Genomic DNA, 13,214 nt, shown 5'->3' on the forward strand with positions numbered 1-13,214 from the left:
CGGATCGGCCACGTTTACTTTGCCTCGCCGTGGAGGCGAAGCGCTAGGACCACAACATCCGCCATCCGCGGCGGATGTGTTCATTCTACGACGACGAGCCCGCCGAAGCCCGGGGACGCTTCGGTCGAGTCGCATCTCCTGAACGGAACGAGCCCGACTGCTGGAGCGCCATACGAATCAGCAGCTCACTGAGCTTGTCGAGGTCGGGCGGATCGTGGAAGTCGGCGCGGATCGTCAGCTCGCGCTCGCTCTGCTGGCGCTGTCCGGTCTTCCGTGCGTAGCGGCGAGCCATGACTCACACCTCACCGGTCTCCGGGTCGGCAGCGGCAAAGAAGGCGTCCTCTGCCTCTTGACGCGCCGCAACCTCGTCTAGGACGAACCGGACGAAGTCTTCGTCGCGGTCGGTGATCGGAGAGTCCTCGATGGGTTGTGCGGGGTCTTCGCCCGGCCAGCTCGTCTGGCGTGTCGGTCGGTCGCGGTCGAGGCGCGTTCCGCAGGCGGCCACCCAATCGCGAAGTCTGGCGCGTGCATCGGCGAAGTCGCGGTGCCAGCCGAGCGGCGCAGAGCCGTTCTGGTCGGGGTCGTAGGCGCACAGCCAGTGAAGATGCAGCGCGGACAGCTCCCACAGGAGTTCGGCATGGCGGTGCCAGTACGGCGGCACGACGCTGGACGGAAGACCGTACGTGTGGCGCAAGCCAGTCCACCCAGCGATTCAGTTCGAGCAACTCGGCTTCGAGATCGTTCGCGGTCAGAAGGTTCCAGTTGACCGGGTGCGGCGGCTCAGGCGTGTCGAACCGGGGTGCCGCCAGGACCGGCTCGGGTGGCATGTCGTCATGTTCAGGGAACTGATCGGTCATGATGCCTACTCACATCCCGATTGCGGTCGCGCTCGACGTCGCGGCCTGCTGAGGTGCAGCGAAGGCGGCTGAGTCGCGCCCGGACGCAGACCGCTCGGTGCGATCCACCTCGTAGCGCGTGCGTGCGAGGTCGTGACCGATGCGAGTCGCGATGAACTCCTCGCCTTCGTACCGCTGGCCGTTCCGCTCGTAGGAGTAGTCGCGCACCCGGCCGTCGGCGATGATGTTGTCGCCCTTGGCCAGACGCTCAGCCCCCTGCTCGGCGGCACCGCGATACGCGATGAGGTCGTGGAAGGTCGTCTCCAACTGCGTGAAGGTGTTGTCGGGCTCCTTGCGGTAGTGCTCGATGCCGACCTTCAAGTAGAGGCGTGCGTCGCCGCGTTCGGTCTGACTGAGCTGCGGGTCCGAAGCAACGAAACCGGAGATGGACTGGTGGGTGCGAATGGCCATGATGGCGTCCTCCTGAACTCGGGCGACCAGCTGCATGTGGTCGCTGTGTCAGGCAGGTGCGCCCCGGCACCCAGAGTCGTCAGGGTGTGGGGCGGCGCAGGAGGGCTTCGAGTTCGGCGCGATCGCTACGGAGCTGCGCGGCATCCTGCCGGGTGGGCCAGGCGCGTAGGTCGGTGACGATGGGTGGTGCGGAACGGAGCATGGTGATGCCGGTGCCGAACGGCAGCGTTCGGATGCGGTCTGGCGGCAGGATCGGCACGCGCCGGACGGAGCGCTGGTTCGACCGGGTGCCGCGATCGCCGAGGGTGATGCTGTCGGTGTACTCGTCGCGTTCGCCGATGAGGGTGGAGAGGTCTTGGAGGTCGCGGCTGTTGGATGCGCCGCCGAGGATGATCTTGACGATGCTGGCGTCCCAGATCGCGCCGGCCTGGTGCTCGCTCCACCGGTCGCGGGCTTGGGCGAGCGACTGCAACACGGGCATGGTGGTGATCCCGGTTCCGCCGCCTTCGGCCATGAGCGTCGGGAGCGACGGCAGGGGCGCGAGGTTCCCGATCTCGTCGAGCGCGAGCAGCAGCGGCGGATCAAGTCGGGCACCAGGCGAGCGGGCGGCGAGCCTGCGCGCTGTCTCGATGAGGTCTTCGACGAACGCCGCGACCAGCGACGCCGATGCACCGGCCCCGGCGCCGGTGGCGAGCAAGTAGAGGGTGCCCTGTTCGGTGAGGAAGGTCTCGGGGTCGAACTGCTCGTGCGGCCCCGGTGACACCGCGTCGAGCACGCGGGGGTCGGCGAGCGCGGAGAGTGCGAGGGAGACGCCTTGCCAGATGCTGTCGCGGGTCTTGGGGTCGGCGTCGATCATCGCGGCCAGGGAGTCGTCCCAACCCATCGCCGCGTTCGGGTGGGAGTTGAGGATCGCGACCGCTTCGGACGCAGCGCTGGGGTCGAGGGTCCATCTGAATAGTTCGGCTGGTGGTCTGCCGTCGAGCGCGGCGGCGTGCAGCAAGCTCTGAAGCGCGGTGCGGGTCTTGCCTTCCCAGAAGCCACCGGACTCGACCCCACCAGCAGAGAGGCCGGTGGCGGCGGCGAGGCCGTTGGCGCGGATCATCGCGGTCAGTGGGTCGTGGCAGCCGCGCACGGGTGACCAGCGCAGCCCGGCAGGGATGCCCTCGGCCAGGTGTTGGGGGTCGAACACCGCGACCGGGCCGCCGCGACGGCGGCGGGCGCGGAGGGTGGCGGTGAGGTTGTCGGGCCGGGTGCTGGTGGTGACGACAGCGCCGGGGGCGTCGAGGATCGCGTTGATGACGACATGGAGGCCTTTGCCGGAGCGGGGCGGGCCGATCAGCAGGATCGAGTCCTCGACCGATGCCCAGACCTTCGTGCCGCGACTGGCTCCGAGCAGGTAGCCGACATCCTCCGGCGTTGGGGATTCCAGCGACGGCCGCAGCGTCCCAGCGCGATGCAGCAGTGCCTTCGCCGACGCGGCTGTCTTCACTTCCTGGCTGGTGGCGGTCCCGGCGAGGCGGTGCGGGTCGGTCTCGGTCTTCCTGGTGTGGTGGCGCAGCACGATCCACAGCCAGACCGCGACGGCGGCGAGCCCTCCGAGCATGACGGCACTGACGAGCCAGTACAGGATCGGGTTCAGCCCGTCGGCACCGAGTGCGGTCGCGGGGTCGGCGGGGTTGAACAGCACTCCGAGGCCCGCGGCCGGGCCGGCGTCCGGCTGTGGCAGGCCGGTGAGGAACGCGGTGATGCTGCCGGCTGCGCGCAGGACGAGCGCGATGCCGAACATGCCGATCAGCCCGATGAGGGCGGCGTTGGTGAGTTCGTCGCCCATGCCCCCGGCTTGTCGCTGGTTCATGTCAGCCGCCGCACCGCGTACGTGCCCGAGATACGGCCGAGCAGGATGACTTCCTGCCCAGTGGTGTCGGGGAGGGTGTCTAGGTCGATGAGCGCGCGGGCGTCGCCGGTTCCGGTGGCGTCGGTGTGGGAGACGATCACCGCGACGGCGACATCCTCGCCGGGGACGAACCCGTCGGCGGTGACCTCCATCAAGCGCGGCACCCGGCGTGCGTGACGACTCCGCCGCGTCTCCGGCACCGGCTTCTCAGACAGGGGTGCGGCGCGTCGGGGTGTGCGGGGGCGGATGATGTCGGTGAAGACGCTCCCGTCGCACTCGCGTACCTCCACCCGGACCGCGACGGTTCGGTCCTTGGTGATGGCATCCATGAGCGGCCCGAACGTCGCCCGCGTCCACGCGCTCGCGTCCGGCGACGGGAACGGTGTTCCGTCCACGGTCGCGGCGAGGGTGCCGTCCGCGGCGACGGTGACGAGGACGTGCGGCAGCTCAACCGGAACCGGCTGCTCGTCGTCGTCGTTCGGGTGGGATCGGCGCGGGCTGGTGAGGTTCATCTGTGGCCTCCTGCCGCGCGGCTGCTGGTGTCGAACAGGGCGAGCTCGGCAGGGTGCAACTGATGCTGGGTAACGAAGCTCCTGGCTTTGATCCGCCACAGCCCTTGGCCGACGCCGAGGTTCGGCAAGAGCTGCTGCTCGGTGCCGGTCAGACCGAGGGCGGTCGCGGTCGGCCCGAGCTGGTCGGACTCCTGCCGGTACACGATCCTCGTCTCTGCGTTCGCGAGCAGCGAGTTGGCCAGGGACCGCATCGCTGAGCCTTGGTCGCCCACGTTGTCGAGGTCGGTGAGCTTGTGGAAGATCAGCATGTTCGCGATCCCGTAGTGCCTGGCGAGTCGCCAGTGTGCGTCCATCCGCCGCAGCAGCGCCGGGTGGGACATGAGCCGCCAGGCTTCGTCGTAGATCACCCACCGCTGTCCGCCATTCGGGTCGAGCAGCGCGGACTCCATCCACGCCGACGAGCACGTCATCAACACCGAGATCAGCGTCGAGTTCTCCGTGACCCGGGACAGGTCGAGGGAGATCATCGGCAACGACGGATCGAACCTGACCGTGGACGGCCCATCGAACAGCCCGGCCAGGTCACCGGCCACGAGACGGCGCAGCGCGTGACCGACCAGCCGACCGTCCTCTGCCAGCCTGCCGTCGGCATCCGAACTGGGGGTCAGGATGCGTTCGACGACCATCGGCAGGATCGGCACATCGTTCTCCCGCACCGTCTGGGTCAGGGCGATGTCGATCGCGGTGTGCTCCAACGGCGACAACCCTCGCGCGAGCACGGTCTCGGCGAGCGCGCCGATCAGGTCACGACGCCGGGCCGCAACCGTCGAGGCCCACTGCTCATCCGACAGCCCGGCGGGTCGGTGGCCCTCGTCGAGCGGGTTCAGGCGGGTGTTGAGGCCGTGGCCGAGGACGATCGCCCGGCCGCCGACGGCGTTGGCGACGGCGGTGTGCTCGCCCTTCGGGTCGCCGGGCACGTACACGCGCCGCCCGAACGGCAACGACCGCGTGTAGAGCGACTTGGCGAGGCTCGACTTCCCGGAGCCGACGATCCCGGCCAGCACCACGTTCGGGGCGGTGATGATCCCGCGCGCGTACAACACCCACGGGTCGTAGACGAAGCTCCCACCCGAGTACAGGTCCTGACCCACGAACACCCCATCCGCACCGAGACCACCCTCGGCGACGAACGGATACGCACCCGCCAACGTCGCCGACGTGTCCTGATGGCGGATCAGATGGAACCGGCCCGGCGTCCGCAACCGCGCGGCACCTGGCTCGCCGGCCTTCGGCAGGTAGACCGTGGCGCGCCGCTCGGTCCGCTCCTGCTCGGCCTTCGCCTTCGCGGCAGCGAGCACATTCTTGCGCTGCTCGGCATGCAAGCGGGCTTCTGCGCGGCGGCGCTGCTTGCGGAGCTTTCGGCGTTCCTTCGACGGTGCCACCAGAACGGCGGTGTGCAGCCGCTCGCGATCCTGGGTCACAGCCCCAGCCCCCGCGCCTGCTTCACCGCAGCGATCTTCGTCGACTCGAACCACGACCCATCCCGCTTCGATGGCACATCCGCTCGCTTCGGCGCGCCTGGCGATGAGTACGACACCAGCAACTCCGGGCCGTGCCGCATCGGGGACGGCCCGGCCAGCTCGGCATCCTGGGTCTCGGTGTCGGGTTCGGTGTAGCGGCGCAGCAGCGAGACGTAGCCGAGGTGCGGGTTGACGACCAGCGCGTAGTCGCCCGAGATCGCCACCTGGTCGTTGGTGCCCTCGCCGGGCTCGTCGTAGACGTACCCGTTCTCCAGCGCGGCCTGCGTGGTCTCGTCGCCGTAGTCCCACTGCGCGAGGTAGTCCACCGCATCGACATGCCCCAGCTCACCGAGGATGCGCAACGGCCTGTCGGCTTCATCGCCCTGGAGGAAGACCACGTTGACCCACCTGGACGGCGCGGCCTCCTCGACGGCGGGGTCGGGGTGCCAGGCGATCTTGCCGGCCGCGATGAAGCCCTCCGCGAGCCGGTCGTAGGCGTGGTCGACGAGGTTCGCCGCCTGGCGCAACTCCTCCGCAGCAGCCAGCGCGTCCCGAACCCCGGCCTCGTGGTTGCCGTCGTCGTTGAACGCGTGCGCGGCCTTGCGCTCGTGAACATCGGCGATCTGGTCGAGCACCTGCCGCAGCGACCGCATCCCCGACGACAGGTCACCGATCACCCCGTACATCTGCGCGGGCTGATCGAAGCCCCGGCTCGCATGAGCCAGACCCCGCAGAGCCTCAGACGCCTCAGCGGCGTCGGCAGTCGAATCGAAGAACGTGGGCATCATGGACCTCCCTGGTGCGTGTGACTGGGAGGTGCGCTGAGTCATCCACTTCTCCGGTGGCTCGCGAACTCGCTCGATACGATGGGTTCGTGGGACGCATTCCGGGGTATTACGAGTGGGACGACGATGACTTGACCCCGGGACGCAAGAAGGAGGGCGGGCTTCACCAGAACCTGTTCGATGCTGACGGCAGCTTGAAGGGAAGTGCGCGGTTCGTCCCTGCGGATGAGGTTGACCCCGATCCCGTCTATGTCACGGAGTACGTCACAGAGCACGTTTATGTTCCGGCTGAGGAAAGGCGCCTGACCCCAGAACAACAGGAGCTGGCTGATCTCATCAGCGAGGTGCTCATCGCGTTCATGGCCAAGGGAATCGAGCGGGCCAAGCCACACGTCAAGAGGTGGTGGACGGAGTCAGTTCGTCCATTCGTAGGCGAACAGCGCGTCCGGTTGTCCCAGCGGCGTCCAAGACGCCCGCTGAAGGCAGACCGCGTTTCCCTCGAATCTGACCGCCCTTCCGATGACTCCGAGTCAATCCTCCCAGCTCCAGGTCGCGCTGCAGGCCTCCCTCGCCCGAAGATGTCCAGCGCAGAAGCCCAAGCCCGGTATCTCGCAGCAATGGCCGCGCGCGCGTTCAGCGAGGAGCAGATGAGGATGGTTCGGAGCGCGGACATCCTCAGATCGGAGAACACCTCGCCGAGGTCGAAGCGAGGAGCGCGAACTGCCGCCCAGCGAGGTGCGGGAGCTGATGTCCAGGATGGTCACTGATCCTTCAATGCTCGGCGAAGAGACGCTGGCCGAGTTGGCAAGCGTGCTTGCGAGAGTCAATCGCCCTGCCCAGGAAGAGTTCCGCCAGCTACCCCAAGGACGCGACTGAGTAGCTCCCACGCCCTTTGTTTTAGACCCTCCGGCAGAGCGGGAGCGCGGCGGCGGTGAACGCGGCGGCTTGCTGGCCGACGAGGAGCCGGGTCTCACAGGATGCCTGGATCGCGGCTTGCTCGATGGCGGCGACCGCGGCGTCGAGTTCCTCCACGGTGGGCGCGGAAACGGCGACCAGGCCGGTGTAGCGCAGGATGCCGTGCCCGGCGGTGAGGTCGGCTTCCTGCTGGAGCACGTCGTGGTACTCGGCGGTCTGGGAGGCGTCCTCGATCTGGCCGATCTTCGCGCGCTGGGCTTGGTCGGAGATGTGCTCGACCTTCTTCTTGCGGATGTCGCGGGCGGCCTGGTCGGAGCGCATCGGGGTGCAGATCAGCGAGAACGACCGCTGGATGCCGGTGGACAGCAGCACCGGCGACAAGAACCCCGGATACACCAGCGACCGCGGCCACTCACTGACCCAGAGCACCGCGTGGTGAGCGGAGTCGGTGCGCAGCCGGCCCCAGGTCTCGGTGACTGCAACCGGCCCCGCCGTGGCGAGCGACTGGCCGAGCCTGCCGTGACGTTCCAGAGTCGCAGCGATGGCCGGGTCATATGCCGAGCGCAGCATGACCGCGATCTGCCCTGGGGTGAGCCACTCCGAGGGTGACAGGTCGGCCGAGCGGAGCGCGGCGACGAGGGTGTTCATCTCTTGCCGCAGGACGGCGGCGGCACCGCGTATCCCGCCGCCGGCGGTTCTGATCTGCCGGGCGCTGGTCTTCATGTCCAGTGACAGCGAGAGCGTGGTGGCGTGGCGTTCGCCGGCGGGTCCGGCGCGGTCGATGAGCTCTGCGTAGGTGTCGGCCGCCCACGATCCGTCCGGGGTGCCGTGGGTGGCCCACCATTCGGCGAGTCCGGTGCCGGAGTCTGGGAGGGTGCGTTCGAGGACTTGCAGGGTCGCGATTCGCCCGGACCGGCAGACGGTGGCGAGCACGCGGCCCCAGGAGGTGACGCGGCGTTCCTGCTCGCCGGGGTCGAGGAGCACGAACGCGGGATGGGTGACCTCGCACACCACGGTCAGGGTGGCGGCGTGCGGGTCGTGGATCATCCCCGCGCTGGTCTCGGGGTCGGTGTACTCGCGCAACCGCGCCATGTCACCGGGCAGCGCGAGCGTCCCGACGGGGCGCGGCACGACGATCCTGCGTCGGTACAGCAGTTGCCCGCCGGTGGTGCGCCACAGCCACCAGCAGGCGATGGGCAGCCATTCCACGATCGGTCGGCCTGCGATGGGTATCCAGGTCAGCGCGGCGGCGAGTACCCAGACCGGGGCGGTGTAGGCGAGCAGCATCCCGCCGCCGGCGTAGAACGCACCGATCAACGTCGCTCCGCCGATCGCGAGGGTGATGAGCTGCGTCAGCGACAGCCCGAGGAGGACACCGCGTCGGGTGAGGCGGGAGAACTTCACCGGCACGAGCTCGCCCGCGGTCGGCCGGTCGTTGTTCGTGCTGCTCATCGTCTACTCCTTCGGTGGGCGTGGCGCGGGCTGCGGGGGCTGCTTCGGCGGCGGTGACGGGTCGGTGCTCGGCGGTCGTGGTGCCGGGCTGGACGGCGGTGCCACCGCTGGCGATGCGGCGGGCGGTGGCGGTGTCTGCGCGGCTGCGTCGGCGGCGTGCTCGCCCTGGGCTCCCAGCGCCGTCCCGGCCTTCGGTCCGGCGGTGGCGGCACCCTTGGCGACACTCGCCCCGATCACCACGCCCGCGGCCACGGGGCCGGCCGCGGCTGCACCGCCCCCGCCCGCTGCGGCACCTCCACCGCCTGCCGCGCCTCCGCCGCTCGCAGCGGGAGTAGGTGCCGGGGTCTTCGGCGGTGGCGGCGCGCTGCTCCCGCTGCCGGAGCTTCCGCTCGCGTTGCCGCCGCCACTGCTGCCGTCGAGTACCTTCTTCGGGTCTCCGCCGCCTTGCGGCTTGGACGGGACCGGGATCGGGCGGTTGAGTGCGCTCTTGGCGTCCTGTTCGGAGCCGATCGCGTGGTACATGTCGAACCCGACGAACGCGATGAACTTGTAGGTGAGATACGGGGCGAACGCGGCCATCGCCATCAGCACGATCCCCGCGATGGGATCGCTGACCGAGGCGAGGTCGGCGTCGATGGGTGCGGAGACCTGGGTGATCGCGACGAGGAACATCACGACGAGGACGAGCTTGGAGCAGATCAGCGCGACGACGAACATCGCCCACTTCCCGATCCATCCCCGGCTGGCGTCCCAGGATGCGCCGCTGAACGCGAGCGGAGCGAAGACGACCGCGACCAGCAGCAGCGCTTTCCTGACGAGAAGGGACAGCCACACGATGGCGGCGGCGGTGATCGCAAGGCCGGCCATGAAGATGGTGATGATCGCTCCGACACCGGGGGCGGCGATATTGATCCCGACCAGCCCGGCGGCGAGGAGGGCGATCTTGTCGCCCATCGACTCGGTGGTCTCCCCGGCGGCCTGCACGATCCCGATGCACAGCTGATCGACGACTTCCAACAGCAGCGCCGTGAGCGTGATGACCACGAACGATCCGAGGACGGATTTGGCCAGTCCGAGCGCGGCGCGGGTGAGCGCGGTGGGGTCGCGGCGGATCAGGCCGGTGATGAGTTGGAGGCAGAAGAAGATCAGCATCACGAAGACCGCGATGCCGAACAGCAGGTTGTAGACGGCGACGTAGCCGGGCTTGGTGACATCCACCAGCGTGGTGGTGTCGAACACCGACCAGACCGCCTCGAACAGCCACCCGGCGGCGGCGCCCATCGCCTGGGCAAGCCAGTCGAACGGGGCCGCAACCAAGGAAGCGGCACCTTCGCCGACGGCATCGCACACCGAGGAGATCACGGGAACGTCGCACACGCCCATGTCGAACTCCAGCTCTCGACGACCGGCGGCTCAGACCTGCTGGCCGACGTTCCAGAAGAAGTTGATGAGCGTCACCGACGCGCCGCAGATCACCGCCGCGCCACAGGAGACGAGCACGCCGATCTTTCCGCGCGAAGCGAGATGCGGGTTTGACGAGTTGGCTCCGAAGCCCCACACGATCGCGGACACGATCAGCGCGAGGACGCTGAGGATCAGGCCGATGGTCATCACCGCGCCGACGATGGTGCGCAGCTGGTTGATCCCCGGCAACCCGTTGGTGTTGGGGTCGATGTTGATGTCCATCGGCACCAGCAGCGGCGCGGACATGACGTTGGCGAGCAGATCGAACACGGTAGGTCTCCTTGGCGACGGGCGGCCCGCCCACGAACTCGCAGACGGGGTACACGCGACAGGTGCGCCCGCGCTCCCGCTCGGCCGGCAGCAGAGACGACGGTGCCCACGTCATTGAGGACGTGGGCACCGCCGGGGTTGGGGGTTGCGGCTCAGAGTTGTTGCCCGAGGTTGAGGAGCCAGTTCATCCAGGCGACGCCGCCTCCGGCAAGGACGGCGGCACCGAGGGATACGAGGACTCCGGTGCGTCCTTTGCTGGCAGTGGCGTAGTTGCCGTGGGCGGTCGCGATGGCCCACACGATCGCCGAGACGATCAGCATGAGGACGGCGACGATGAGGACGAAGGTCAAGAGCGCGCCGACGATGGCACGGAGGTCTCCGATGCCGCCGAGGCCGTCGAAGTCGGGAAAGACGCCCATCACGCACCCACTTTGACTGTGACGTGGAGGTGGTCGTAGTGGCCACCGGTGATGGAGGCGGGGTCGTGCATGCCGCCGCCGTTGTAGGGGCGCCAGCCGTCGGCGTCTCGGGCGAGGGACCAGATTTGGCCTTGCCAGATGAGGTACTGGACGCCGAGTACGTCGGCGTTGTCTTTCATCCAGTTCGTGACTCGCCACCCGGCTTCGAGCTGCGCGGGGTTGGGGCGTTGGCCGATCTGGTTGCCGAAGGTGATGTCGCAGGCGCGGCCGAGGGGATGCTCGGACTTCGTGCCGGGGCGGGGTGAGTAGCAGCCCCAGCCGGTGTCGGGGAACGCGGTGAGGGTCTGCTGGTAGAGGTGCAGCATCCGGGCGGTGATCTTGCCGTTGCTGGTGGGATCGTCGACGAGCCGGTCGGGGTCTCCGTCGACGCCGCCTGGCGCGCCGGGCGTGCCGGCGGTGTTGCAGGCGGCTGGTGATCCGCTGGTCGCGGTGGGGAGGTTCGCGGCTCCGTGCTGGTTGAGCCAGGCGGCGGCGTCGATGGCCTCACTGTTGGTGCCGCCGGGGCGGACCTCGAAGTGCAGGTGGGCTCCGGTGCTCATGCCCGAGCTGCCGACATCGCCGATGTGCTGCCCGGCGCTCACTCGGTCTCCGGCGTGGACGTGGATGCCGTGCTGCCACATGTGCGCGTAGGCGGTGGCGACGGTCTGGCCGTCGATGGTGTGCTCGATGACGATGAGGCCGCCGTAGCCGCCGGAGAACTCCGCGACGGTGACTACGCCGTCGGCGGCGGCGAGGATCGGGGTGCCGTCGGGTGCGGCGAAGTCGGTGCCGGTGTGCAGCTTCCGTTCCCCGGTGATCGGGTGCGTTCGCATCCCGAACGGGGAGGTCAGCACCCAGGTGCCCTCGGGCAGTGGGAACACCACCCGCGACGACACCACTGCGGGGCCACTTGCTCCGAGCCCAGGCCCGCGGCTGCTGGTGAGGGCGGTGAGGATGGTTTCGGCGACGGGTTCGTAGTTGCGGTAGCGGTCGGGGTAGGCGGAGACCTCGACGGCTTGGGCGGCGGAGCCGGGGTCCATCTGCTGCCAGCCGGGGATGTCGAGCAGGCCGCGCGGTGAGGGGTAGTTCGGGCCGGTCGGTCCGCCGAAGAACGCGCGGGCTTGGTAGGTGGGGTCCATGAGTTCGGCGACGGTGCCCCAGCCGGATTGGGGGCGCATCTGGAACAGGCCGAGGCTGTCATGGTCGGAGCCGTTGCCGTCGTTGGGATAGTTCGCCGACTCGGGGTAGGTGCCGGTGTTGGTGAGCATCCGCAACGTGGACTCGGTGAGCGCGGCCATGAGCGCGATCTTGATTCCGGGCCGTCCTACCTCGCCTTGGCCGTTGCCGATGGCGATGATCGTGGCCGCGTGGGTGAGCTGCTGACGATTGAGGGTGGAGGTCTCACCGTTCGCGGTGGTCACGGTGAGCGAGTCCGGGATCGGGCCGAGGTTCACAGTCCCTGCGGGGGTGACGCAGTGGGCGGCGGCGGGGTTCATCAGCACGCCAATTCCGAGCAGTGTGGCGGCGGGTGCGAAGAACATAAGCGCGAGGGCTGCGATGGCGAGTTTGCGGAACACGACGCCACCTGTCAGCGCAGCGGGTTGTCGAGCTGCGACAACCGCAGCAGGTGGCAGGTCGGATAGGTCGGTGCGCAGACGACGAACACGGTGAACGTCACCTCGTGTTGCGAGGTGACCGGCTGCCCGTTCCAGACGCCTTCGCGGTGGCGGGTGCCCTCGATCGTGACCGCGACCGTTCCAGGGGCGAGCTGTCCGGGCTGTGCCTGCTCGACGGCGTCGGCCCAGGCGTCGGGGATGTAGGCGGTGTCGATGGTGAGGTGCTGGGTGGTGGCGTACTGGCGCAGCTCGATCCAGGCGTCCCGGTTCGGCAGGTACGCGGCCACGTCGGAGGCGAGCCCGGCTTGTTCGTCTCCGCTGGGGTCACCGACCGCGAGGATCGCCGAGGTGTAGTCCAGCGGCCACAACCCCGAGGCGGTGTCCCACGAGAAGAGCGTGGACGCGACCCCCTGGGCGAACGTCGCCGGGTCGGCGGAACGCGGCACCGCCGGAACCCGCGGCGGCTCGGGCGTGCCCGGCGGCCACCGGGGCGGTGCCGTCGTGACCGGTCCTGGTTTCGGATCGTCAGTGCTGGTGGCCGTGGTGCGGGGGCCGGTGAGAAGTCCGTAGATGCCGACGCCAGCCAGGAGCAGCAGGACGATACCGGCGGCGATGAGGGCGACGAGTCGGCGACGATTCGAGGGATCAGGGGGTGCAGGGCTCATGCCGAGCAGGTGCGCACCCGCTGCCCGTGCCGGTGGTCAGAGTGCGCGCAGGCGTGGCCGCACGGCGGTGTCGTCGCGGGCGGCGTGGAGTGCGGCGGCGAAGCGGGTGGTGCCTTCGACGGTGGCGAGGAAGTTGTCGAACTGCTCGTCGGTCAGCTCGCGCGCGAGGGTGTCGGCGTCGTAGTGGGTCCACCAGTTGGCCAGTTCGCCCCAGGTCTGGACGAACGCCCGCACTGGGTACTGCACGGGCGGTGCGTCGTCGGGCACGAGCGGCTTGAGTCGCGGCTTGGGCTTCTTGCCCTTCTTCATGGCGTTGGCGCGTGCGACGGCATCCTCGGCGCGGGCGTGCATCGTCG

15 protein-coding genes are annotated in these 13,214 nt (G+C 69.0%); 1 reads left to right on the top strand and 14 read right to left on the bottom strand.

The features are described 5' to 3' along the window. Window positions 1–85: 85 nt before the first annotated feature. The 7 genes from IPJ61_RS07710 to IPJ61_RS07740 all read right to left on the bottom strand — a co-directional run bounded on the left by IPJ61_RS07710 (window position 86) and on the right by IPJ61_RS07740 (window position 6,018). Window positions 86–292 carry a hypothetical protein gene (locus IPJ61_RS07710; RefSeq protein WP_297105013.1) on the bottom strand — a complete coding sequence of 69 codons (207 nt, stop codon included), beginning with the start codon at window positions 290–292 and terminating at the stop codon, window positions 86–88. 3 nt (window positions 293–295) lie between these two features. Next, a complete protein-coding gene (locus IPJ61_RS07715) occupies window positions 296–694 on the bottom strand; it encodes a hypothetical protein (RefSeq protein ID WP_459251256.1) in 399 nt (132 codons plus the stop codon). A 172-nt stretch (window positions 695–866) separates the two neighbouring features. Further along, entirely contained in the window at window positions 867–1,343 is a 477-nt protein-coding gene (locus tag IPJ61_RS07720; protein WP_297105015.1) for a single-stranded DNA-binding protein, read from the bottom strand. 43 nt (window positions 1,344–1,386) lie between these two features. Continuing rightward, complete coding sequence (locus IPJ61_RS07725; protein WP_297105018.1) at window positions 1,387–3,162, bottom strand: type IV secretory system conjugative DNA transfer family protein; 1,776 nt, start codon at window positions 3,160–3,162, stop codon at window positions 1,387–1,389. After that, complete coding sequence (locus IPJ61_RS07730) at window positions 3,159–3,713, bottom strand: hypothetical protein (protein ID WP_297105021.1); 555 nt, start codon at window positions 3,711–3,713, stop codon at window positions 3,159–3,161. The genes IPJ61_RS07725 and IPJ61_RS07730 overlap by 4 nt, the downstream gene beginning before the upstream one ends. Continuing rightward, window positions 3,710–5,194, bottom strand: a complete 1,485-nt coding sequence (locus IPJ61_RS07735) for an ATP-binding protein (protein WP_297105024.1) — start codon at window positions 5,192–5,194, stop codon at window positions 3,710–3,712. The genes IPJ61_RS07730 and IPJ61_RS07735 overlap by 4 nt, the downstream gene beginning before the upstream one ends. Next, window positions 5,191–6,018 carry a hypothetical protein gene (locus IPJ61_RS07740; protein ID WP_297105027.1) on the bottom strand — a complete coding sequence of 276 codons (828 nt, stop codon included), beginning with the start codon at window positions 6,016–6,018 and terminating at the stop codon, window positions 5,191–5,193. The genes IPJ61_RS07735 and IPJ61_RS07740 overlap by 4 nt, the downstream gene beginning before the upstream one ends. Window positions 6,019–6,107: 89 nt before the next feature. On the opposite strand from IPJ61_RS07740, the gene IPJ61_RS07745 reads away from it, so the two are divergent. Beyond that, window positions 6,108–6,785 carry a hypothetical protein gene (locus IPJ61_RS07745; RefSeq protein WP_297105030.1) on the top strand — a complete coding sequence of 226 codons (678 nt, stop codon included), beginning with the start codon at window positions 6,108–6,110 and terminating at the stop codon, window positions 6,783–6,785. Window positions 6,786–6,915: 130 nt separating this feature from the next. Here IPJ61_RS07745 and IPJ61_RS07750 read toward each other — a convergent pair whose 3' ends face one another. The 7 genes from IPJ61_RS07750 to IPJ61_RS07780 form a co-directional block, all read right to left on the bottom strand. Then, the gene (locus IPJ61_RS07750; protein ID WP_297105032.1) at window positions 6,916–8,385 is read right to left on the bottom strand and encodes a PrgI family protein; all 1,470 of its coding nucleotides are present in this window, start codon (window positions 8,383–8,385) and stop codon (window positions 6,916–6,918) included. 3 nt (window positions 8,386–8,388) lie between these two features. Beyond that, window positions 8,389–9,768 carry a conjugal transfer protein TrbL gene (locus tag IPJ61_RS07755; protein WP_297105035.1) on the bottom strand — a complete coding sequence of 460 codons (1,380 nt, stop codon included), beginning with the start codon at window positions 9,766–9,768 and terminating at the stop codon, window positions 8,389–8,391. 30 nt (window positions 9,769–9,798) lie between these two features. Beyond that, entirely contained in the window at window positions 9,799–10,119 is a 321-nt protein-coding gene (locus IPJ61_RS07760) for a DUF6112 family protein (RefSeq protein WP_142113274.1), read from the bottom strand. A gap of 152 nt (window positions 10,120–10,271) precedes the next feature. Further along, complete coding sequence (locus IPJ61_RS07765; RefSeq protein ID WP_297105038.1) at window positions 10,272–10,538, bottom strand: DUF6112 family protein; 267 nt, start codon at window positions 10,536–10,538, stop codon at window positions 10,272–10,274. Continuing rightward, the gene (locus IPJ61_RS07770) at window positions 10,538–12,154 is read right to left on the bottom strand and encodes a M23 family metallopeptidase (protein WP_297105041.1); all 1,617 of its coding nucleotides are present in this window, start codon (window positions 12,152–12,154) and stop codon (window positions 10,538–10,540) included. Before IPJ61_RS07770 ends, IPJ61_RS07765 begins: the two co-directional genes overlap by 1 nt. Window positions 12,155–12,165: 11 nt before the next feature. Further along, complete coding sequence (locus tag IPJ61_RS07775) at window positions 12,166–12,858, bottom strand: hypothetical protein (protein WP_297105044.1); 693 nt, start codon at window positions 12,856–12,858, stop codon at window positions 12,166–12,168. Between the two features lie 36 nt (window positions 12,859–12,894). Next, complete coding sequence (locus IPJ61_RS07780) at window positions 12,895–13,209, bottom strand: hypothetical protein (RefSeq protein WP_297105047.1); 315 nt, start codon at window positions 13,207–13,209, stop codon at window positions 12,895–12,897. Between the last annotated feature and the right edge of the window lie 5 nt (window positions 13,210–13,214).

Origin of the sequence: Tessaracoccus sp. (assembly GCF_016714275.1) — a bacterium.
Taxonomy (GTDB): domain Bacteria; phylum Actinomycetota; class Actinomycetes; order Propionibacteriales; family Propionibacteriaceae; genus Arachnia.

Coding starts and splice junctions, on each gene's coding strand:
- IPJ61_RS07710 (WP_297105013.1), bottom strand. CDS start 292: ATGGCTCGCCGCTACGCACGGAAGACCGGACAGCGCCAGCAGAGCGAG.
- IPJ61_RS07720 (WP_297105015.1), bottom strand. CDS start 1,343: ATGCAGCTGGTCGCCCGAGTTCAGGAGGACGCCATCATGGCCATTCGC.
- IPJ61_RS07725 (WP_297105018.1), bottom strand. CDS start 3,162: ATGAACCAGCGACAAGCCGGGGGCATGGGCGACGAACTCACCAACGCC.
- IPJ61_RS07730 (WP_297105021.1), bottom strand. CDS start 3,713: ATGAACCTCACCAGCCCGCGCCGATCCCACCCGAACGACGACGACGAG.
- IPJ61_RS07740 (WP_297105027.1), bottom strand. CDS start 6,018: ATGCCCACGTTCTTCGATTCGACTGCCGACGCCGCTGAGGCGTCTGAG.
- IPJ61_RS07750 (WP_297105032.1), bottom strand. CDS start 8,385: ATGAGCAGCACGAACAACGACCGGCCGACCGCGGGCGAGCTCGTGCCG.
- IPJ61_RS07755 (WP_297105035.1), bottom strand. CDS start 9,768: ATGGGCGTGTGCGACGTTCCCGTGATCTCCTCGGTGTGCGATGCCGTC.
- IPJ61_RS07765 (WP_297105038.1), bottom strand. CDS start 10,538: ATGGGCGTCTTTCCCGACTTCGACGGCCTCGGCGGCATCGGAGACCTC.
- IPJ61_RS07775 (WP_297105044.1), bottom strand. CDS start 12,858: ATGAGCCCTGCACCCCCTGATCCCTCGAATCGTCGCCGACTCGTCGCC.
- IPJ61_RS07780 (WP_297105047.1), bottom strand. CDS start 13,209: ATGCACGCCCGCGCCGAGGATGCCGTCGCACGCGCCAACGCCATGAAG.